At 32.1% G+C, this 22,007-nt stretch carries 10 protein-coding genes; 2 read left to right on the top strand and 8 right to left on the bottom strand.

The window, feature by feature from the left end; translation table 11 throughout:
- The first annotated feature begins 274 nt into the window (after positions 1 to 274).
- Positions 275 to 1,198, top strand: coding sequence for a phosphatase PAP2 family protein (locus H526_RS0121680; protein ID WP_081415669.1), 924 nt, complete (start codon positions 275 to 277; stop codon positions 1,196 to 1,198).
- A 15-nt stretch (positions 1,199 to 1,213) separates the two neighbouring features.
- Here the strand turns inward: H526_RS0121680 and H526_RS0121675 are convergent, their stop codons facing one another.
- From H526_RS0121675 to H526_RS0121640, 8 genes are all read right to left on the bottom strand, one after another.
- Positions 1,214 to 2,125: a GyrI-like domain-containing protein gene (locus tag H526_RS0121675; RefSeq protein WP_027394963.1), complete on the bottom strand. Its 912-nt coding sequence runs from the start codon at positions 2,123 to 2,125 to the stop codon at positions 1,214 to 1,216.
- Between the two features lies 1 nt (position 2,126).
- Positions 2,127 to 3,524, bottom strand: coding sequence for a vanadium-dependent haloperoxidase (locus tag H526_RS0121670; protein ID WP_051336336.1), 1,398 nt, complete (start codon positions 3,522 to 3,524; stop codon positions 2,127 to 2,129).
- On the bottom strand, positions 3,508 to 6,774 hold the full coding sequence (locus H526_RS0121665) for a VCBS repeat-containing protein (protein WP_027394961.1): 3,267 nt from the start codon (positions 6,772 to 6,774) through the stop codon (positions 3,508 to 3,510). Before H526_RS0121665 ends, H526_RS0121670 begins: the two co-directional genes overlap by 17 nt.
- Positions 6,775 to 6,796: 22 nt before the next feature.
- On the bottom strand, positions 6,797 to 10,123 hold the full coding sequence (locus H526_RS0121660; RefSeq protein WP_027394960.1) for a VCBS repeat-containing protein: 3,327 nt from the start codon (positions 10,121 to 10,123) through the stop codon (positions 6,797 to 6,799).
- Position 10,124: 1 nt separating this feature from the next.
- On the bottom strand, positions 10,125 to 13,436 hold the full coding sequence (locus H526_RS0121655; protein ID WP_051336273.1) for a VCBS repeat-containing protein: 3,312 nt from the start codon (positions 13,434 to 13,436) through the stop codon (positions 10,125 to 10,127).
- A gap of 89 nt (positions 13,437 to 13,525) precedes the next feature.
- A complete protein-coding gene (locus tag H526_RS0121650) occupies positions 13,526 to 15,064 on the bottom strand; it encodes a RagB/SusD family nutrient uptake outer membrane protein (protein WP_199726765.1) in 1,539 nt (512 codons plus the stop codon).
- Between the two features lie 11 nt (positions 15,065 to 15,075).
- Complete coding sequence (locus H526_RS0121645; RefSeq protein WP_027394957.1) at positions 15,076 to 18,177, bottom strand: SusC/RagA family TonB-linked outer membrane protein; 3,102 nt, start codon at positions 18,175 to 18,177, stop codon at positions 15,076 to 15,078.
- 288 nt (positions 18,178 to 18,465) lie between these two features.
- On the bottom strand, positions 18,466 to 20,142 hold the full coding sequence (locus tag H526_RS0121640; protein ID WP_027394956.1) for a glycoside hydrolase family 13 protein: 1,677 nt from the start codon (positions 20,140 to 20,142) through the stop codon (positions 18,466 to 18,468).
- A 701-nt stretch (positions 20,143 to 20,843) separates the two neighbouring features.
- On the opposite strand from H526_RS0121640, the gene H526_RS0121635 reads away from it, so the two are divergent.
- Positions 20,844 to 21,875, top strand: coding sequence for a LacI family DNA-binding transcriptional regulator (locus H526_RS0121635; protein ID WP_027394955.1), 1,032 nt, complete (start codon positions 20,844 to 20,846; stop codon positions 21,873 to 21,875).
- The last annotated feature ends 132 nt before the right edge of the window (positions 21,876 to 22,007 follow it).

The raw sequence follows: 22,007 nt of genomic DNA, 5'->3' as shown, positions 1-22,007 counted from the left end.
AATTAACGTATTGTTTATCTTTTTTTCTAAAATCAATAGCACCTCAATTATTATGTAAAATAGATTTTTTAATAACTAATTGATTGTTGGATAATTAACCCACAATCTTGCATCAAAAAGTTCGATTCCATTCCTAGAGGCACCACCTTTAAAGCCCGAACAATATGTTTGGGCTTTTTGCTTTTTACACCTAAAAGCTACAATACGATTCAATTTTTTGCATTTACCATTTGTTTACAAATAAGTTATTATTTTTGTTTACCAAATTATTCCTATGAAATATTTCCGCGTGTTACCTGCTTTCTTTTTACTTTTTCTTATTTTAGAAAACACCCATGCTCAAGAAAAATCTAATGAGAATCAGAAAGAATCGGTTCAAGAATCCATTGAAGAACCGCCTAAAGAGAATGCTGAAGATGAATCTAATGATTTACAAAGCAACATGACTCGATGGCAAATGCTAAAATATGATGGAGTTTCTGCATTTGGAGGTTTAAAACACGCATACACACAACCTTTTAGATGGAAAGGAAAGGATTGGGCCACATTTGGAGGAATTGTAGCAGGAACTACCCTTCTTTACCTAATAGATGAACCTGCGAATGATTTTTTTACAGATCAAAGAGATGATGTTCCTGATTTTATAAGAGAAACGGGATTTCGTTTTGGAAAACCTCTTGTAAACTATGGGTTAACTACAGGAATATATGCTTTTGGATTAATTACAAAAAATGAAAAAGTTCGTAAAACCGGAGTATTACTAATTGCTTCTGCAACTGCAGGTGGAATTATCCAAACTGTCAGTAAAACACTAGTTGGTCGTGCCAGACCTCATACAGGAAAAGGTAAAGATGCTTTTAAATTCTATAGTAGTGAAGCTGACTACCACTCTTTCCCTTCTGGTCATGCCATATTATCATTTACAACTGCATATGCAATTAGCAAACAATTCAAAAACCCTTATATAAAAGGAGGTATTTACGCTTTGGGTCTAATCTCACCAGTATCACGATTATGGGAAGGTGCCCATTGGTTAACTGATGTGACTCTTGGTATCGTTCTTAGTGTCGTTATTGTAGATGGAATTGATAACTACCTGAACAAAAAAGAAAGATATGTTTATGATAGTAAGAAATTTAAGATTAAATGGGATCTTAGACTTGGAGCAGGTCAATTAGGAGTAATTGGCAGGTTCTAACAATCAATAAAACCATTAATTTTCACTGGAAATAGGTATGAAAATTTCAGCTTTCCATTGAGAAGCATTACCATCTTGCATTGGATTATTATAGAATATTTCTAGAGGTTTTTTTACAATCGAAATATTTCTTCTTTTAGCATAAGCCATCAGTGCAAACCAGGCTTGATCACTATTTCTATAATTACCGTAAAAAACAGCTTTTAAGGCTTTTTGCGGAGGTGATCTATCAAATTTGATTAATGAATTCAATGGGAGAGAATCCGTGTACTTTATCGGAAAACCAAAATCAAACTTGATTTTATCATCTAAAACATCCCATTCTTTAATTCTTACAAATGGTGCTCCATCAACCTTTAGGTTATTTTCTAATATCTTTGGATAAAGATCAGAATTGGTCCTCATCATCATACCTGCCTTACCAAAACGACTAGAAGATGACGAGACAAATAAATACGCTAAACTAGGTATATCGGATTCTCCTTCTATTTCTATTTTAAAAGTATCTGCAAAATTATTAGCTAGCTTGCCAAAAACCTTTAGCTCTTTTTTTAACCCTCTAGTAAAGATTGTTTCACCCATAAGTATTCGTACTCTATTCTGTATAGAATACTCTTCAGAAATAGCGCCTACTCTAATTTTTGTTATAGAATCGTTTAAACTTTCTAAAGTCCAATCCAGATTAATAATAGTATCATTTACTATTACTGCTTGAGACACTTGCTTAAATAATGTAGTATCCAAAGTGGTAATATTTTTAGCCTTTGGATCTTTACCCCAAGACTCCCAACTAATTACCTGATGATAAACACTACCTGGAGAACCTTTGACGTTAAAAGAAACTTGATAATCATATTTTTTTATAAATAAATACCAAACAGAAACACTTATTAGTATTACCAAAGCTACAACTACAATCCTCTTCATACTAGTTAGAACTTGCGACTTCAGAGTTCGAAATATTCATTTTTAACTTATGTACCACAAAACTTCCTAATGCACGTCCTTGATCTAAACCTAAATCAATAGCCGCTCTATAATGAATCCCACCATACAATCTACTTACAGCAGCTTCATCAGCAGCTTGATTAAAGGACACAAAAGAACGAACAGGCAATCCATATTGTAATTCGGTATCATCATCAAAAGAAAAATTATCTCCAAAAATATCCGTAAGAATAGTAGACGCTGCTCCGGAAACTACAGAATGCCCACTTGTATATTCGGGAAATGGTGGTGTCTGTAATACAGGTGTCCAATTTTCATCTATATGTTGATTAATCAAAGTCTCTGGGCGTATCAAATTACTTCTATATTTCTCATCCCAACAACTTATAAAAGCATCTGCAATTGCGATGGAAGTTTTTGTATAAGCAAACACAGTCTTTGCAAAATCAGCATTTGTTTTTTTACATGCTATTTTACAGATACCTATCCAATGAGCTCCTGGTGTAATTTTCTTCGTAGCAAACATTAGATGTCCCTTGTGTGTCGAAACATAAGGGTTGCAATCCCAGAATTGAGCTATTTCTAATTTTTCTGATTTTTCTCCTTCTTCTTTTATCGTATTCCCTACCTCATAAGTTTCCATCAATTCTTTATAAAATGGTGTATCTTTTTCTAACGAAAAATCTGGATATCTAGCTGGCTTAAACTGAGAAGAAGAATCAATAATAGAAGGTCTTATTTTTTTCCAATGAGGTTCTATACCATCCATATAATCTGGCGGAGTAGGTTGCCATCTAGAAGGATCTTCTGTATTAACCGAAAACTTAGGCATCGTCCTAGTTTGCGCATAATTATCGGAAGCGTACCAAGTCTTAATATGCTCCGCAACCGCTAAACCATAGGTTTTAGAATCATTAAACATTTCTTCATTCTGTAATTTCCAAAAACCATATAAACTATCTCTGTAGGCTTCTACTCGATCTTCGGAAAAAAGCAATGATTTTCCCACTTCCATATACGCTACTAAAGCAGAAAGTTTATGATTTATATGTTTGGTCGTATCAGCAACAGGAATATTTTTTAGGTTATGTAATTGATTTGACAAGGTATTATAATCTTTTCCTTCTTGTCTTATCACTTCATAGGCAGCTATATTAGCATAGTTGTATATACGACTTGCCACAGGAGGAGAAAAAATATCATGTACCATTACCTCTGTGATTTTATCTACTGCATTATGGTAGTCTTCAGCTGTAATTACAATCCGCTTTTCTTCTTTTTGACAAGCGTTTAAAAAAAGCAAGGAAGAAGTAATTAAAAATAAACTCTTACCCTTAGTTATTACGTTAATTTTGCTCCATTTATTGAAACATTTCATAAATCTCTGCTTTTCCATTGTTTAGTGTGATAAGTAAATAATCCTTATTTACAAAATTAATAATATTTAATCCTCTAACTGATTTTTGACTTAAGTTAATCCCCAATTCTTGTGCTTTAATTAGTAAAGCATCCTTTCCTATTATAGCACCTGCGAATCCATCGAACCTTCCGTGATATGGAATTACTCCGAAATAATTACCAGCTAATAGGACTTCTTCTGTTCCATCGTTATTAAAATCATATTTTAACATCGATAATATAGGAGCTAATTGGAGTGAATTATCGAAAGGAACAAATGAAAATGTTCCTTGATCATTTTTTAAGTAGCCAGAAGCTAGTTCGTGTACTTCAAACAACTTTGCATTTTCTAATGCATCTTTATCAAAAATTTGATCTACAGTTTTACCTGCAAAACTGGTATAGGTAGTAAATTTTTTCTTGAGATAATTAAGCTGACTTGATAACTCATCTAATGCTAAAGCCGTATAATATTTACCATTCTTGGGTATTGCAACAATAGTTTCTGTTGTTTTGTTTTTATCAAAATCAGAATAATACATTTTTAGTGGTAAGTCTGAAGAAGCGGTAAACTTAGAATTTAGTCCAAAATTACCAAGCAAATAATCATTATCACCATCATTATCTATATCGAATTCGATAATAGATTGCCAAAGACCGTTTAAACTTCTTGGCAAAAATTTAGCAGTAACATCTATTAATTTTCCATTTTCATTTTTAAAAAAGTGTGGAGACATCCATTCTCCAATGACGATCAAATCTTTTATTCCATCACTATCAAAATCATCCCAAATAGCATCTGTTACCATACCTACTTGCTTTAAATCAGGATTTTCTTTGATCGTAAAATCTCCTTTATCATTAATCAGAAGGTATGAATTTGGCATCTTACCAAAATCATTAGAAACCGCATACCCTCCAATGAAAATATCTAAATCACCATCGTTATCTACGTCATGAGTTTTTATTACCGATTCGTGTTCATATAATTCTGGAAAACTACCTTTTACTAATCCTTTATCTGAATTTAAATACAATCTATCTATTAGCTCCTTAGAGTTGCCATAAAACTCGCCGCCAGAAGAACAGACCAATAAATCTTTTATCGTATCATTATTAAAATCTGTAATAATCGCAGCTACATCTTCTTTCTTTTTATCACCGATGAGAATTTCGGAGGATTGTTCTTCAAAACCTGTAGTGGTTTGGATATATATTTTAGATGCTTCAAGTTTAGAACTTCCGAAGAAAATATCATCTTTCCCATCACCATTTAGGTCTCCTATTGCAGTAGCTGGTCCTCGATCAGAAATTTTATATGGAATTAATTTTTGGCGATTAAAATCTGTATAATTATTTTCTTTATGTACATATTGTAATCCAGGGATAGAATCTATTTTCTTAAACCAACCTTTATTTTTAGGAAACAATTCTTCATAATTCACAATGTTTCTTTTGTGTAACAATTTAATTGTTAATGTTTGATTTGTAGTTATATTTTCTGCTACTTGAATCGTATTATCCGGCCATATAATTTTCAGAGAATCTATAGCTGCAATCGTATCGTACCCAAAATGAATCATAGGCTCTGAAGAAGATTGAAAACCTTTTGAAGTAAATAATTGTTTGTACTGTGCAATTCCCCGATGATAGGATATTACTTTGACCCCTATCCCTAGTTTGTTTTTGTCTTTAAAAACAAATTTCAATTTTAAAAACTTCTTTTTTTCATTCGTTTTATTTTGATAAAAAGAAGCTGGAGCATTTATATTATTAGTTACTATATCCAGATCTCCATCGTTGTCAAAATCGGCATAAGCACTTCCAGTAGAAGCTGTATTTTCTAATGGAAGCCAATTTGAAGATTTATTTATAAAATTAAACCCTTTATCTCCTTTAAAAATGCAATTCTGTACTTCTCCAGAAGGCATAATATTTAAAGCTTCATTATCCACTAACTTTGAACTATTTATTTTTTCTTGGATTTTTTCGTTAGAGATGTATTTAATATAATCAAGATCATTGGGACGTTTTGGGATTCCGTTAGATATAAATACGTCTTGTTCTCCATCTTGATTATAATCTGCAAACAATGCTGACCAACTCCAATCTGTGGCAGCTATACCACTTAACAAAGCGGTTTCAGTAAAATGATCCCCATTATTAACCTGAAGCATATTACGTGCATACTGATAATGATATCCTAATCGATTGATACGCATTTGTAACATATCCACGGTCTCATCTCCTGCAGAAGCTTTGAGAACTGTTTCATCCTCTGGAGTCATATCTAAAGTAAGAATCTCAGCATAGCCATCATGATTAATGTCGGTTACATCGCTACCCATAGAGAAACGGCTGGTATGACCAAAATTTTGTTTTAATGACTCACTAAAGGTTCCATCTCCTTTGTTGATATAATAATAATCATCTTCATGAAAATCATTGCTTACATAAATATCAGTATATCCATCATTGTTAAAATCTGCTGTTGCTATTCCTAAACCATATCCATTTCCTCCGCCAAAAACTCCTGCAGCCGCACTCACATCCGTAAACACTTCTCCATCATTACGAAGTAATTTATCACCGCTTTCTGGGCTTCTTTTATTTCTTAATGAAGCGCTACCAAAAGAATTCTGAGTATGGATGGCATGATTCAACAAATACATATCCAAATCTCCATCATTATCGTAATCGAAAAAAGCCGCTGATGTAGTATAATTTTCAAAATCTAATTTATACTGAGAAGCCTTTTCAGTAAATGTATTATCCCCATTATTTATGAACAACTCGTTTTTTCCCTTTAACCCCTGAAGACCAACTACGGCACAGACGTAGATATCCAAATATCCATCTCCATTAACATCCGCCATTACCGTTCCTGTATTCCAATCGGAATTTCCTTTTACTCCCGCTTTATCTGTTATATCTTCGAATTGAAAATTCCCTTTATTGAGATAGAGTTTATTTTCTCCTTGATTAGAAGTAAAGAACACATCAACTAGATCATCTTTATTGATATCTCCAACTGCTACACCAGCACCATTATAGTAATATAGATAATCCAGAATATTCAATTCTTCGGTAGGAACTAGTGTATTTTGAAAGGTAACATTTGTAACCTGGGAAGTAATCTTATCAAATAATTCACCTTGGTGTGTGTTTTGTTTTTTACACCCAAATAAAAATAACAGCCCAAAAATTACTATGATTATATTTTTGATCATTTGTATAAAATCTACCCTTTGACTATTTATTATCTACTTTAAAAATTTTAGGCTTTTCATTGTTAATGGCCACCAACAAGTACTTTTGGCCCGATTTATTCTTCACCCAACGCATATTTCTCACTTCATCTTCTACTAAAAACCCTGAAGATCTTTGGTTTTTAAAATTTCCTTTCCCATCTCCTAACAAAACATTTCCTCGACTAGCATCTAATCTGGAGAATTGAGGTTTAAAACTATAATTATTACCTCCTACAATAAGGTCTAAGTGACCGTCCTTGTTCAAATCTTCAGTTTCTATATCACATATACAAGATAATTGTGTTTCTTTAGGAAGTTCTTTTATTTCAAAAGTAGCATCACCATTGTTATAAGCTACTAAATTGGCAAAGTTGTTTACGGTTTTAATAGTTGTATTATCTAAAACCTCTTTAGAAAACAGTTCATCAATAGATTTGGTTGCATATTCAGAAAATTTGAGGTTTTGCTTCTTCAAAACATTGATTTGTGCAGTAATCTCTTTCTTCAGATGTATTGGAATATCTTTACCATTGATCGTTTGCGTAATAATTTGTTCTATGGTTCCGTTATTATCAAAATCATTGATATACATCTTGGATGGAGTTTCTTTACCACATTCATAAATAGAATTTAACCCTCTATTACCTAAAACCAAATCTACATCTCCGTCATTATCTAAATCAGTAGCTTCTAAGGTATTAAACCAGCCGGAAACTTCATCTAAATTTGTTTTGATTAGATTCAGCCTATTACCATCGTTTAGGAACACCTTAGGAGACATCCATTCGCCCACAATAATTAAATCTCTTTTACCGTCTCCATCTATATCTTCCCAAGTGGCATCAGTTATCATTCCGATAGTTTGAGCTTCTTTAGCTTTATTTGCTATTACATCTTTAAAGTTCCCTTTACCATCATTCTCTAGAAAATAACTCTGTGGAGAAATTCCATATGTTCCTACAACACTATGACTTCCTACAAATAAATCAATATCTCCATCCTGATCGTAATCATATGGAGCTAATGTAGAAATATTAGTAAGGGTGGGTAGTATAATTTGTCCTCGAGAAAGATATCCTCTTCCATCATTAATATAACTTCTAACACCAGTTCTGGCTCCTCTAAAGTTCCCTCCAGAACCTATTACCAAATCTAAATCCTTATCTCCATCAATATCCTCAAAAACAGCAACGGTATCTTCAAAAAATGTTTCGGTTTCGAATTTTGATAATGTAAATCGACCCTTTCCATTCTGAAAATATAACTTGCCAGGTTGGTTATATGCACCCCCAATAAAAACATCATCATTACCATCTCCATTAATATCTGCAATTGCTATAGCTGGGCCTTCTCTAGATTGCATTTTATAAATCAATCCTTCGTAATCAAAGTCAACATAAGGATCTTCTTTATGCATTCCTAAAGTGTTACTTATTTCTTCAAAAAAAGTATCTTGTTTGTTTTCTGGCGCTACGTATTTTTCTTTTGCGTTTTCCTGAGATAGTTGAACTACCGCATTAAGAGTAATATCCTTAATAACTTCCGCATTTCCATTAGGATAAATTACCTGTAACGAATCTACTTTCTTTGTTTTACCCAATCCAATAGTCATCATATACTCTATAGAAGACTGGAAACCTCTTGTAGGTATTAGTTCTTGCCTTATAACTTCATTCTTGGTATATAGTTCAACTACGCTACCAATTCCAAAGGTGTTTTTATCAGCTCCTTCTATTTTGATTTTTAAATAATTATTTCCTTTTTCTTCGCTATTATTCTGATAAATAGATACTGGCATATTAAAATTATTAACCACCAAATCCAAATCTCCATCATTATCCAAATCTCCATAAGCAGATCCATTAGAAAAAGTTGGCTCATCAAATCCCCAATTATCTGTTAGGTCAGAAAAAGTAAGGTCTCCATTATTTTTAAAAGCATAATTAGGGATGGGCCTAGATGGCATTTTATTAATAATCGAATCTACTTCTTCTTTTTTACCGGTTAACGTCATCCTCTGTATGATATCATTGGCAAAAAAGTTCATGAAATCTTGATCTGTAAGATCGTGATAGATTCCGTTACTAACATAAATATCGCGATACCCATCATTATCCATATCAAACAACAACGCTCCCCAACTCCAATCTGTTTTAGCTACTCCACTGTAAAAAGCAATTTCAGAAAATGTATTATCGCCATTATTAAGTTGAAGCGAATTTTGCATATATTGATTGTAGAAATCTCTACTCTTCTTCAATTTATATACATCATAACTTTCGAAAGAGCTAGTCTCTTTTAATCGTTGATCGTCTTCTGGAAGCATATCTGTTACAAAAATTTCTGGATATCCATCATTATTAATATCCGCCATATCTGCTCCCATCGAAGAAATACTAAGGTGTTTTACCCAATCCTTAATTTCCTCATTAAATATCCCATTACCCTTATTTATATATAGGTAATCTCTCTCATAAAAATCATTGGACACATAAATATCTGGAAGTAAATCTTTATTAACATCCCCTATAGTTACTCCCAATCCAAAACCTATTAAACTTCCAAATATTCCAGCGGGCTCGCTTACATCTGTAAACACACCATTATCATTTCTCATTAACTTATCTCCTCCACCTTTTAGAATATCAGGAATATCCCAATCCTTTGCACGAAGATTACGCTTGTTTACGTATCCCAAACTACTTACTGGTATAAAACTATTGTTTAGTATATACACATCAAGGTCGCCATCCATATCATAATCAAAAAAAGCTGCATGAGTAGTAAAGCCACTATCAGCTAAATTATATTCTTCAGCTTTTTCAGTAAATGTTATAATTCCTGTACTTACCGATGGACCATTGTTTATAAAAAGCTCATTCTTTTGGTCATCACCTTCTACATTTCCTGCATTACATACATAAATATCTAACAACCCATCTGCATTAATATCCACCATAACTACGCCGGTAGACCAAGAATTTTTTCCAGTTGTATTAGATGATTCAGAAATATCTTCAAATGTAAAATCTCCTTTATTCAGATATAATTTATTCTCTTTTCTATTAGCAGTTAGATATACATCTGGTAGACCATCATTATTTATATCGCCAATCGCTACTCCTCCTCCGTTATAAAAATTTCTATATGTAAAAATATTGAAGTCTTTTTCGTTATCGACTTGATTTACAAAATCAATTTTTGTCTCTTCGGGAGTAAGTTTAGTAAACAAAGTATCTTCTTGTTCTATCTCTAACTTCTCAATTTTTTCCTTCGCACAAGATGAAAGGATAAGAATTATAAAACTTCTATATAAAAATTTATTCATATTACTCTTTTATCTTTTTGACTAACTGGATACTATCATTATTTATTCCGAACAATAAATATTCTTCTTCTTTTATTCTTATAGGTTTAATAGACCTAATCGCTCCCTTAACATTCAATTCTAAAGTTTCTGAACTAACAAATCCTCCTTTTTTATTATTTAATAATATAGTTCCGTATGATCCATCTAACCTACCCAATTGGGTACTAATTTCATAAGTATTTCCCCCGAGAATTATATCAGGATATTCATCCTCATTCATATCATGAATTAATATATCATGAACTGAAGAAATTTGCGTTTCCCAAGACAAATCATATGCTACAAAATCTAAATCTCCTTTATTCTCAAAATATGTTGTAGTAAGCATATACACTTGTTTTTTTTCTGCTTGATCTATTTTATCTTTTGAAAAATAATCCTTAAAATCCGCTTCAGAAAAAGCTTTATAGGACAAAAACTTTTTGTTAAGCTCTGGTATTTGCTTAGTCAATTCATCCTTAGTAGCTATAGGAGTTTCTCTCCCTTGATAGAAATAAGTTACTATTGGATCTACTTTACCATTATTATCAAAATCGTTTAAATATAACTGAATTGGTTGTTCTAAAGAAGCCTTTAGCCTGCTATTTTGTCCCCAATTTCCTGCAATAATATCTATATCTCCATCTTTATCCATATCACTAATTGATATACAATTCCACAAACCATGTGTTTTACTCAATGAATGGATATTCTTTTTAAGAAGATTTCCTTTTCCATCATTGATAAATATAGTAATAGGCATATAATGACCGGCTACTATTAAGTCCTGATAACCATCATTATTAACATCAATAAATTTTGCATCATACACTAATCCAATAGTATATAAATCTGGTGCCATATCTAAAGTAACTTCTATAAAATTACCTTTTCCATCATTTAGAAAAAGATAATTTTTAGATGATTTTCCATAGAACCCAGTTAAACTATTACTACCTATAAAAATATCTTCATCACCATCACTGTCTATATCAGAAGTAATTACAACCGAGGCATTCATTTTAATATCCGGAAAAGCATTTGAACTCTCTTCAAATTTACCTTTGTTATTTACAAACAAAACTGGACTCGACTCATATCCCGCATAATTTTCATTACCACCATAAACTGTGATTAGATCTAAATCACCGTCAGAATCCGCATCAAAAAAATGTTGATCAATATCTTCATATTTTTTATACACATCTAAATCAGGTTGTTCTGTTTCTTTAAACGTTCCTGACTTTTCCTGTAAAAAAATTGTTCCAGATTTAAATCTCCCTCCAGGAGTATAAAAATCATCTAATCCATCTTTATTTATATCCATGATGGATATATGAGGTCCTTCATTAGATACTGCATATGGAGCCAAAGGTTCTAAACTAAAATCTTTAGTTTCATAATCTTGATGCTTAAATTTAATAGGTTTAGGCTCTCTTCTAAGAACGTTTAGTTTTTCTTTAAAAATTTCCAGCGAAGTATTTGTACTATCCTGATTTAAAGATATTGTACTATTTATTTTTACGTTTTTATATAGAGAACTATCGCCATTAGGCCATGCTATCTTAATAGAATCAACAACTTTGTTATCCCCTAGACCAAAATGTAAAATCTGAGACACAGAAGACAAATATCCTTTAAAAGGGTTAACACTAGAAGTTTGCAATCTATTTTCAGAAAATATAGTTGCTTTTGCTCCTATTGCATTTAAATTTTGCCCAATTCCTTTTAACTTTAATCTTATGTAATTATGATTCATTAAGGTATCTGCACGATTTTGATAAACAAAAGCCTTACCATCAATGTTATTAGTAACAATATCTAAGTCTCCATCATTGTCTAAATCTGCATGCACAGCTCCATTACTATATGATGGAATATTTTTGAACCATTGATTGGATACATTTTCGAAAGTTAAATCACCATTATTACGATAAAAATAATTGGTAGTTTTTTTATTTGGCAGTTCATCAATTAAAGCCAAATCTTCTTTGGTCATACCATTATCTATACGTTTCTGAATATTATCATTGGCAATAAAACTTATAAAATCCATATCATTAGTAGCTCCTTTAATTCCATTAGAGATAAAGACATCTTTAAACCCATCATTATCATAATCTGCAATTAAGGGTGCCCAACTCCATTCTGTAGCAGCTATCCCAGCAAAAAATGCAATTTCACTAAAACCTTCTCCTCCTCGGTTCAGTTGTAATCCATTCTGCATATACTGAGGTTTATAACCATTTTTAAGATATTGGTTGTAAATAGTAAAACCATATTCAGTTCCAGATGATTTATACGTACTAAGATCCTCTGGCAACATATCTAGAGATAGGATATCGGTCCATCCATCATTATTTATGTCTGCAATATCGACACCCATAGAATAATGAGATGTATGCTGAATCTTAGAAAAATTAGAAGTAATTACTTCTTTAAAAATTCCATTTCTTTGATTGATATATAAATAGTCATTTTCAAAAAAATCATTACCAACATATATATCTGGATATCCATCATTATTGATATCATCCGTAGCAATTCCTAATCCATAGCCTATACCACCTTGAAAAATTCCTGATTCTGCAGAAACATCAAAATACTTTCCGCCATCATTTCTGTATAATCTATCACCAGAAAGAGAATCAATTTGTTTACGTTTAGAACCTCTTCCATAACTACGATTAGGGTACACGGAATGATTTAACAAATACATATCTAAATCTCCATCTAAATCATAATCAAAAAAACTAGCCTGAGTAGAAAAACTGGAAATATCGAGATTGTAAAGCGAAGCTTGTTCTTCAAAAACTGGTACACCATCGTTATCTACACCTTGGTTTACAAATAATTTATTCTTTCCTTTTAAACTTTTATAATCTCCAACTTTGCATACATATATATCCTGTAATCCATCATTATTAATATCTACAGCTATTACACCAGTAGACCAACCATTAGTATCTTTTAAGAGATTTGTTGTAACTTCTTTAAACTGAAAATTCTTCTGATTAATATATAATTGATTCTCATTTTGATTAGATACAAAATATATATCTTCCCAACCATCATTATTAAAATCACTAACTGCCAAACCTGCTCCATTATAATAATAGAGATATGTAAGAATATTAAGATCTGGAGTATCTTTTAAATTATTGCTAAATGAAATACTTGTTTCTTTTTCAGACAATAACTCAAAAAAATGACGCTCCTTATCCTTTTTACAAGAAATTAATATAATTACTAGCAGTAAGCTACAACTGATATTTTTTAAATAATTGGACAATTGTTATATCTAAATTTGAATATATTAATTAGTAGAGCCCTTCAATTTTTGAAGGGCTCTACTCTAACAAATCTTAGCAATTTAATATGTTAGTAACCAGGGTTTTGCACTAAACTAGGGTTAGATATTATCGCAGTAGCAGGAATAGGAAACAATGCCCTGAATTCGTCGGTACTACTTTTAAGCCCCCAAGTATCCGCAAACTTTCCGAAACGAATTAGATCATTACGTCTCCAGAATTCTTTATACAATTCTCTCCCACGTTCGTCAAGAATATCTTGTTCTGATAAATCTATTAAAGGATTTGCATTTCTTATCGTTCTCAATTCATTAATCATAGTTAATGCATCTCCAGTATTTCCCATTCTAAATAATGCTTCTGCTTTCATTAAATGCGCATCAGCATATCGATATACAATTTGATGTGGTTCGAAAGATCCATTTTCAGGATGATATTTAATGGTCCTTATTCCGTTGTTTTCATCATTACCTACTATTCCAACAAAATCTCTTGTAAAAACTAGAGGGTTCCCTGGTCTATCAGTTAAGGCTGTTCCATTTTCGTCGTATTGTTGACCAATCAAAAATCCAAAACCAATACCTAAATTAGATCCATCAGTCGGCACAAACCCTCTTCTTTCTTCTTGTCCACTCCCTGGTATATTAGTATTAGGATCACCCTCGAACAGATCATAGAATTCAGCCAAAGTTGACCAACCATTCCAACCACCTCCTCCTTGATCCGGAGCATTTTGATTATAATGTAAACCATTCCAAATTCTATTACCTATACCTGCTCCAAAATATAAAATAGTTTCCGTATCAGCATCTGACTTAAAAATATCAAAATAACCTGATTGCAATGCAAAGCCATCTGCTGTTATTTCGTCTATACCATTTACCACAGCTGTCATGTCTTCTGTACTAGGTGTTCCTGTCCCATTATAAATATGCGCATTTAATCTTACTTTTGCTAGTAGATATTGTGCAGCAGCTTGGGTAGCTAAATCAAAATTTTCTCCTTCAATATTTTGAACTAATGGTAAATCTGGTAATGCTTCTGTTAAGTCTGTTATTATAAAATCTAAAGCTTCGATTCTAGAAAAAACAGAAGGGTTTTGCTCCAAAGGATCTTTAGGATCTCTAAAAGGAACTTGACCATACATATCCATTATCCAAAACATATTAAAAGCTCTAATAAATTTAGCCTGAGCTAACTCTGCATTTGTTGCATTACTTAACGGATCAATAGCTGTTGTTGCCGTAAATACATTAGCATTCAAATTATTCCAAGTATTCAAGACAAATTGATTTAAGGTCCCCCAATTATGTTCGTGAAGAACCCTCCATTGACCATTATCAGACCAATCAGTACCTCTAGTAGGCACTAAAAGTTCATCAGAAGTTACCTCGTTTAAAGCATATAAATTAGCTTGATCTCCTATTTGACCATTCAAAGTTCCAATTAACCCAACAACTGTTGAATTGGCATCAACTCCTGTAAACTCTCCTGTTTGATTTACTATTATCGAGTCAGTTCCTTCTATCTCCAAATCCGTACAAGATGAAGCTAACAACATTATAGACAGTAATGTCAATAATGTAAATTTAATTTTCTTTTCTTTCATGATCATTTTTTTTAAAACGTTACATTAAAACCAAAATTATATACGCGGGGTCTTGGGAATGATGTATAATCAATTCCCAAAGAAGGAATTCCATTTGCTCCTGCTGCCACATTAACTTCAGGATCCAAGCCACTATAATCTGTTATTACAAATAAATTTTGTCCAGTAACAAATAAACGTAAGCTTTTGAAAAGTCCTTCACCCGATAATGGCCAATTATATCCTAGACTAGCATTCTGCAATCTTAGGAAATCTCCTTTTTCTAAGAACTGTGTGGAAGGTTCTGGAGCATTTGATCTATCCTCTCCATTACCAATAACATCTGTAGTCACATTACGCCCTGCTCCAATAGAACCAGCTGTAAAAAACGCATTTCTTGTAGCATTGTAGATGTAATGACCAAACTGTCCTGCAAAAAACACTGATGCATCAAAGTTTTTATATCTAAAAGAAGTGCTTATACCAACATTATATTCTGGTAAGGCACTCTTATCGACAAAATCTCTAAAATCTACCCCATTGGTATATACCCCCTGTCCATTTTCATCAAACCCTTCGAATAATCTTAAATAATATGAAGCTAAAGGACGACCTGTTTCAAGACGCTGTACATTAACTCCTGTTAACCCCTGACCATTTAATGCTCCTGTAGGAATTGTTCCTGTAAAATTTTGAAGTTCATTCTTATTATACGCAATATTAAATCCAAAATCCCAACTAACGTCTTCCTGTTCAATTATTGCATAGTTAATAGAAAATTCAATTCCCTGATTAATCACATTACCATTAACATTAGTAAAAGTAAATGGTGTTGGACTTGGTTGAGCAGTTTCAGCCTGTAATAAAAGATCCTCTGTATCTTTATAATATAAATCAACAGTTCCAGTTAATCTATCACCAAAAAACCCAAAATCTATCCCTACATTAGTTTGTGTAGTTGTCTCCCATTTCAATTTGGTATTTGCAAATGACACAAAACCAGCACCGGTTCTATTTACATCACCATTTTGTTGAATCCCTAATCCACCAAATCTTTGTCTGAATGTAAAATTACCAAAACCTAAGCCATCTTGATTTCCTGTAACACCAAATCCTAATCGTAACTTAAGTGTAGAAAAAGCATCCCCTATAAAATCTTCCTTATCCAATTTCCAAGCAAATGCACCTGATGGAAATATTCCACGAAACTTGTTGTCCGGACCAAATCGAGAAGATCCATCCGCTCTTGCTGTTGCTGTTAAAATATATTTATCAGCAATTGTATATGTCCCTCTAATAAAATAGGATTGCAATTCATCAGTAAAATCAAAAGTGTCACCAATAACTGTGGTAGGAGCAATATTAGGAATATTTGTAATATCTTCAGTTACAATATCAGGAAAAAGCCTATTAATAAAAGCATCATTAGGAGCTACCGCATATTGTTGAAACGACCCTTCAATATTACCTTCAATTGCATTTGCAGCGGCTTCTAGTTGTTCTCCAATCTGGTCTAAATCTGTACTTGAAAAACCAAATCCTTGCACATTTCTTCCTTTTCTTCCAAAATCTTGATATGAATAACCTCCTAACAATTCTAAAGTAGAATTACCTATTTCGGTATTATATGTTAAGGTAGCCTCCATTAATCTATTCTCTACTTCTATATCATCAACAGTTGCTCTACCATTACCTGAAGTTCCTCCATTAGTAATATTTCTAACATCTCGAGATATTACTCCGATGGCGGTTGATTCCGAATTATCGTATCCAAGATTTATTTTGGCTTTTAATCCCTGGATAATCTCATATTCAGCAGAAAAATTAACCAAATAACGATTTGTATTCGTCTCATTCTGAGTATTTGTTAATAAATTAAGTGGATTAATTGTTGTTCCACCTATGTCAAAATTAGGAGTAGCAGGCCAAGTTGGATTAGCACTATAAGCTGCACCCAATAAGTCTCCTTGGAATCCTGCATTATTACTAATTGGAGGTGCCTCATCATTAACTCTTGATAGAGTACCTTGAAGATTTAATTTTAGCTTTTCATTAAAAAATCTATGTGTAGCGTTAATTCTCCCGGTGATTCTTTCTAATGAACTTTTTTTAACAATCCCTACCTGGTTTCCATATCCAAAGGATGCACGAACATTTCCATTTTTGTAATTATTAGAATATGACAAACTATTTATAGTAGATTCTGCTTGTCTTAAAATTTCATCTTGCCAATCTGTATCTGCCCCAAAGTCTAAATCACTTGGGTTATTTCCAAAATCCGCACTTGCATTTAAAAATTGATCTCTGTTTAATAAATCAAGTTTTTTTCTTGTTTTAGCAACACTTAAAGTACTCGAAAACTCCCACAGCCCTCCTTTCGCGCCTCTTCCTGCCTTTGTTGTAATAATAACAACACCATTTGCTCCTCTTGATCCATAAATTGCAGTTGCAGATGCGTCTTTTAATATACTTACGCTTTCAATATCGTTAGGATTTAAGAAATTAAGAGGATTTCTAGCGGAACTAGTTCCTATACCTAAATCACTCCCACCTGCCGCTGTATCATCTCCTGCCAAAGGAACTCCATCTACTACAAATAAAGGATTATTATTCGACCGAACGGAAGTAGTACCTCTAATTCTAAGGGACACTCCTGCCCCTGGTTCACCACTTGCTTGCGTAATTTGAACTCCTGCTGTCTTACCCTGAATAAGCTGCTCTGGAGAAGCAATAGCCCCTTGATTAAAGTCCTTAGAGCTAATAACTGCAACTGCCCCAGTAGCATCTTTGATAGACTGAGTACCATATCCAATTACCACAACTGCTTCCAATTCGGCAGCATCTTCTGCTAAGGTAACGTTGATAACAGTTTTCCCATTAACTGATACCGCTTTCGTTTGGAATCCAACATAACTAAAAATCAAGGTAGCATCTTCTGCCACATTGTTTAAAGTAAAGTTTCCATCGAAATCAGAAATCGCTCCATTGGTAGTACCTCTTACGAGGACATTTACCCCAGGTATGGGTCCGTTTGCATCCGAAGTCACCCCTGTAACTGTGATCTGTGCAAACATCATATTCCCCGAGATAAATACTAAAAGAAACATGAGTTTTTTAAGTATCATACTTTTCATAATTTAGAGTTTGATTAAATTTAAATATTTAGTTGTTAATTATTATTACTTTTATCGTTAAAAATCTGAATCTTTCTTGAAAGATTAAGTAACAGGGGCATCCCAGTCATACTAGAACAATTGACAGAATTATAACCACAAATAAATATTTGAAAACAAAAGTTATAATTTTAAGATGCCCCTATGTTACCTCTTATAAAGGAATTTCTATCAGAAAAACTCCTTCGCTAACAAACAAAAACTAATTTCACTTTCTACTCGATTCATATTTGCTATATGTTTATTTCATCATAAATCCAATATCACCCCTTGATACGGCTTTAAAACAATACTTTTATCATCTAATAATAGGTCATCATAATTATTAATAAGAACCTTAGATCCATTCGCAATACTGCTCCCATTTCCATAAAAATAAGATTCTTCAGAGCTACTAAAATTTAGTAATACCATTATTTTATCTTCTCCCAATGTTTTTTTATAGATATACAAATTAGGATTATCAAACTCTATTTCTTCAAAATCACCAAATACAAACACATCATGTTCCCTTCTTGTTTTTAATAAATTCCTGTAAAAATTTAGTATAGAAGTAGAATCATGATTTTGATTTTTAACATTTATATTTTTATAATTAGGGTTTGACTTAAGCCAAGGTTCATTTAAAGAAAACCCTCCATTTATCTCATCATTCCATTGTATTGGAGTTCTAGCATTATCTCGTCCCTCTTTGTTAATCATTTGTAGGGCTAGATCTTCTGAGTACCTTTTTGTCAATTGATTCTCACTATAAAAATTTAAAGACTGCACATCTCTTACTTGATCAATATTATTTAAGGATATATTGGTCATACCAATCTCATCTCCTTGATAAATATTTAAGGTTCCATTTTGTGTAGACAGCATTGTTATCAACATTTTTGCAGACTCTGAATGATATTTATTATCATCTCCGAACCTAGATACCATTCTAGCAAAGTCATGATTCCCCATCGCATTTGCAATCCATCCCGTTCGATGTACTGCATCTCTCCATTTTTTAAAAATCTCCTTCATCTGAATTAAATTAAAAGGAGAAACTTCTTCAAATTTCCCATTGACTATGGTACATTCTAAAATATCAAAATGATACAACATATCTAATTCATTTCTATCCTCATTGACATAAAGTCCAGCTTTACTATCATCTATACCAACTCCTTCCGCTAACGAAAATGCATCATATTTACTAATAACCTCTTCATTCATTTCTTTTAAATATTTATGAACTGTAGGGCCATTAGCATACACTTCTTCAATAATTTTTCTAAACCCAAAATCAGGTGCATCTGGATACCCTAGTGGTTTTGAGATTAGAGGAATTACATCCATCCTAAATCCATCTACTCCTTTATCCAACCAAAACCTCATTGCATTATAAATCTCTTCTCTAACCTTAGGGTTTTCCCAATTAAGATCTGGTTGTTTTTTTGTAAATAAATGTAGGTAGTATTCCCCAGAGGCTTCATCTAACTCCCAAGCACTTCCTCCAAAAAATGATTTCCAATTATTAGGAACTCCCCCATCTGGCCCTGGTTTTCTCCAATGAAAATAATCCCTGTAAGGACTATTCTTTGATTTCTTAGCTTCTTCGAACCAGTTATGCTCATCTGAGCAATGATTTGCTACGAGATCCAATATTAATCTCATCCCTCTTTTATGTGTTTCTTTCAACAATTCATCGAAATCCTCCATAGTACCAAACTCAGGCATAATCGAGCAATAGTCACTAATATCATATCCATTATCATCATTTGGAGAACTAAAAATTGGACTCAACCAAATAATATCAACATACAAACTCTTTATATAATCTAACTTTTCTATTATACCTTTAAGATCGCCGACACCATCATTATCACTATCATTAAAACTTCGAGGGTATATTTGATAAATCGTTCCTTTTCTAAACCAAGTAAGCTTCACTTAACATTTTTTTAATTTTTAAACAATCTTTACTCTTACTTACTAAAGAATTTAGATATTTCTACATTTAAAATTCGTCAAAAAAACAACGTATTAATAGATTCAATAAAAAAACAGTTAAAAAATATCGATATTCATATTTATTAAACCATTTGATTACCAAAACTACAACATTATTCGTATAGAATTTCAATCATCCAAATCTTTACATTACCTATACAATGAATTAAAATCAAGGTTTTTATCATTTTAAAAGCTTATTTATCAGTGTTTTATACAAAAAAGAAAGGGTTTATATAAAAACAAAAAATAAAGAAAGCTATCGATTAAGTATAGATTTTATATAGACATATACTTAATAATTTTCTATACAATCCTAAGAAAACGACTCATAATCATCTTATCAAACTACATTTCAATTTCTTAAAAAACGTACGCCTTAATATTATTTATTATAAATTAGCATAAGCAGTTCGTACCTAAAAGTCTGAACATTTTATTTTGGGGGAAAAGTTTAGTATAACCTTATAATTTAATAGATCTAAACGTATCTATTGTTTATAAGCTTAACGTTATTACAATTTACATAACAAATAACACCCAAGAGAAATAAATCTTCTATTAAAATAATACAAACGTTTGTATTATTGTTTTTTTAGTCAAATTAGAGATTTATTGATAATTTTTTAATATTAATTTTAATGGGTTTTAAAAAAAGAAGAATAAAACTTGAGGATATCGCAAGGAAGCTTAATATTTCTATTGCAACTGTATCTCGTGCATTAGATCAAAACCCTAGGGTAAAGAAAAGTACTCAAGAGAAAGTTTTTAAAATGGCAAAGGTTATGGGATATATGCCAAACCAAATTGCTAAAAGTCTTAGCTCAGGAAAAACTAATATTATAGGGGTTCTAATTCCTAGATATGATGAACCATTCTTTATTGAGGTATGTAGAGGTATTGATCAATACGCAAGAAATCATAATTATAAAATACTAATTAGTTCTTCCAGAAATTCTTATAAATTCGAAAAGGAAAACTTGATTTCATTTGAAAGAGGTCTTGTAGATGGAATTATTCTATCTCCGACTCATGAAACAGAGAACGTTGCTCATCTAAACGACCTCATTAACAAAGGAATGCCAATTGTACTATTTGACAACATAAGAGAAGAGGTCTCTGGGGCTGATCATGTTATGATAAATGATGAAAAAGCTTCTTACGAAGCTGTAGAATTTCTTATCAAAAAAGGGAACAAAAAAATCGCATTTATCGGAGGTATTAAACAAAAGAAAGTATTTCAGGATAGGTATAAAGGGTACATTTCTGCATTGAAAAATTACAATGTTCCCTTATCTAATGAATTAGTATTACATTGTAATTCATTAGACAGAGAATTTGAAGACAAAGAAATTCTTGATTTTTTTAGTAGTCTAAAAATCTCTCCAGATGCTGTTTTTGCTTGCACAGATAACTATGGGCTCTTAACAATGAAGACATTATTAAAAATTGGAAAAAAAATACCGGATGAAGTTGCAGTAATCGGTTTTGGTGACCTAGGTCCTGGAGAAGTATTTGTTCCTACTTTAACCTGTGTATCTCAACCTAGTTTTGAAATGGGGCAAAAGGCGGCAGAACTCTTAATCAAACAACTTAATGAACCCGATGACATCGATCATAAAAAAACAATAATTAAGTTAGAAACAAAATTAACAGAACGAGAAAGCACTTAAAAAACTAACAAAGTAAACTTCTAAAAGTATTGATGAATTTTAAACAAATCTTCTGTTTTTCGAAAAATATAATAATACAAGCGGTTGTTTTATTGTATTTAAACATCTGATCTTAATTTTTAAATCTTGTTT

Source organism: Aquimarina latercula DSM 2041 (assembly GCF_000430645.1).
GTDB classification, from domain to species: domain Bacteria; phylum Bacteroidota; class Bacteroidia; order Flavobacteriales; family Flavobacteriaceae; genus Aquimarina; species Aquimarina latercula.
This window is presented reverse-complemented; position numbering and strand designations above follow the sequence as displayed.

Coding starts and splice junctions, on each gene's coding strand:
- H526_RS0121680 (WP_081415669.1), top strand. CDS start 275: ATGAAATATTTCCGCGTGTTACCTGCTTTCTTTTTACTTTTTCTTATT.
- H526_RS0121675 (WP_027394963.1), bottom strand. CDS start 2,125: ATGAAGAGGATTGTAGTTGTAGCTTTGGTAATACTAATAAGTGTTTCT.
- H526_RS0121670 (WP_051336336.1), bottom strand. CDS start 3,524: ATGAAATGTTTCAATAAATGGAGCAAAATTAACGTAATAACTAAGGGT.
- H526_RS0121665 (WP_027394961.1), bottom strand. CDS start 6,774: ATGATCAAAAATATAATCATAGTAATTTTTGGGCTGTTATTTTTATTT.
- H526_RS0121660 (WP_027394960.1), bottom strand. CDS start 10,123: ATGAATAAATTTTTATATAGAAGTTTTATAATTCTTATCCTTTCATCT.
- H526_RS0121650 (WP_199726765.1), bottom strand. CDS start 15,064: ATGAAAGAAAAGAAAATTAAATTTACATTATTGACATTACTGTCTATA.
- H526_RS0121645 (WP_027394957.1), bottom strand. CDS start 18,177: ATGAAAAGTATGATACTTAAAAAACTCATGTTTCTTTTAGTATTTATC.
- H526_RS0121635 (WP_027394955.1), top strand. CDS start 20,844: ATGGGTTTTAAAAAAAGAAGAATAAAACTTGAGGATATCGCAAGGAAG.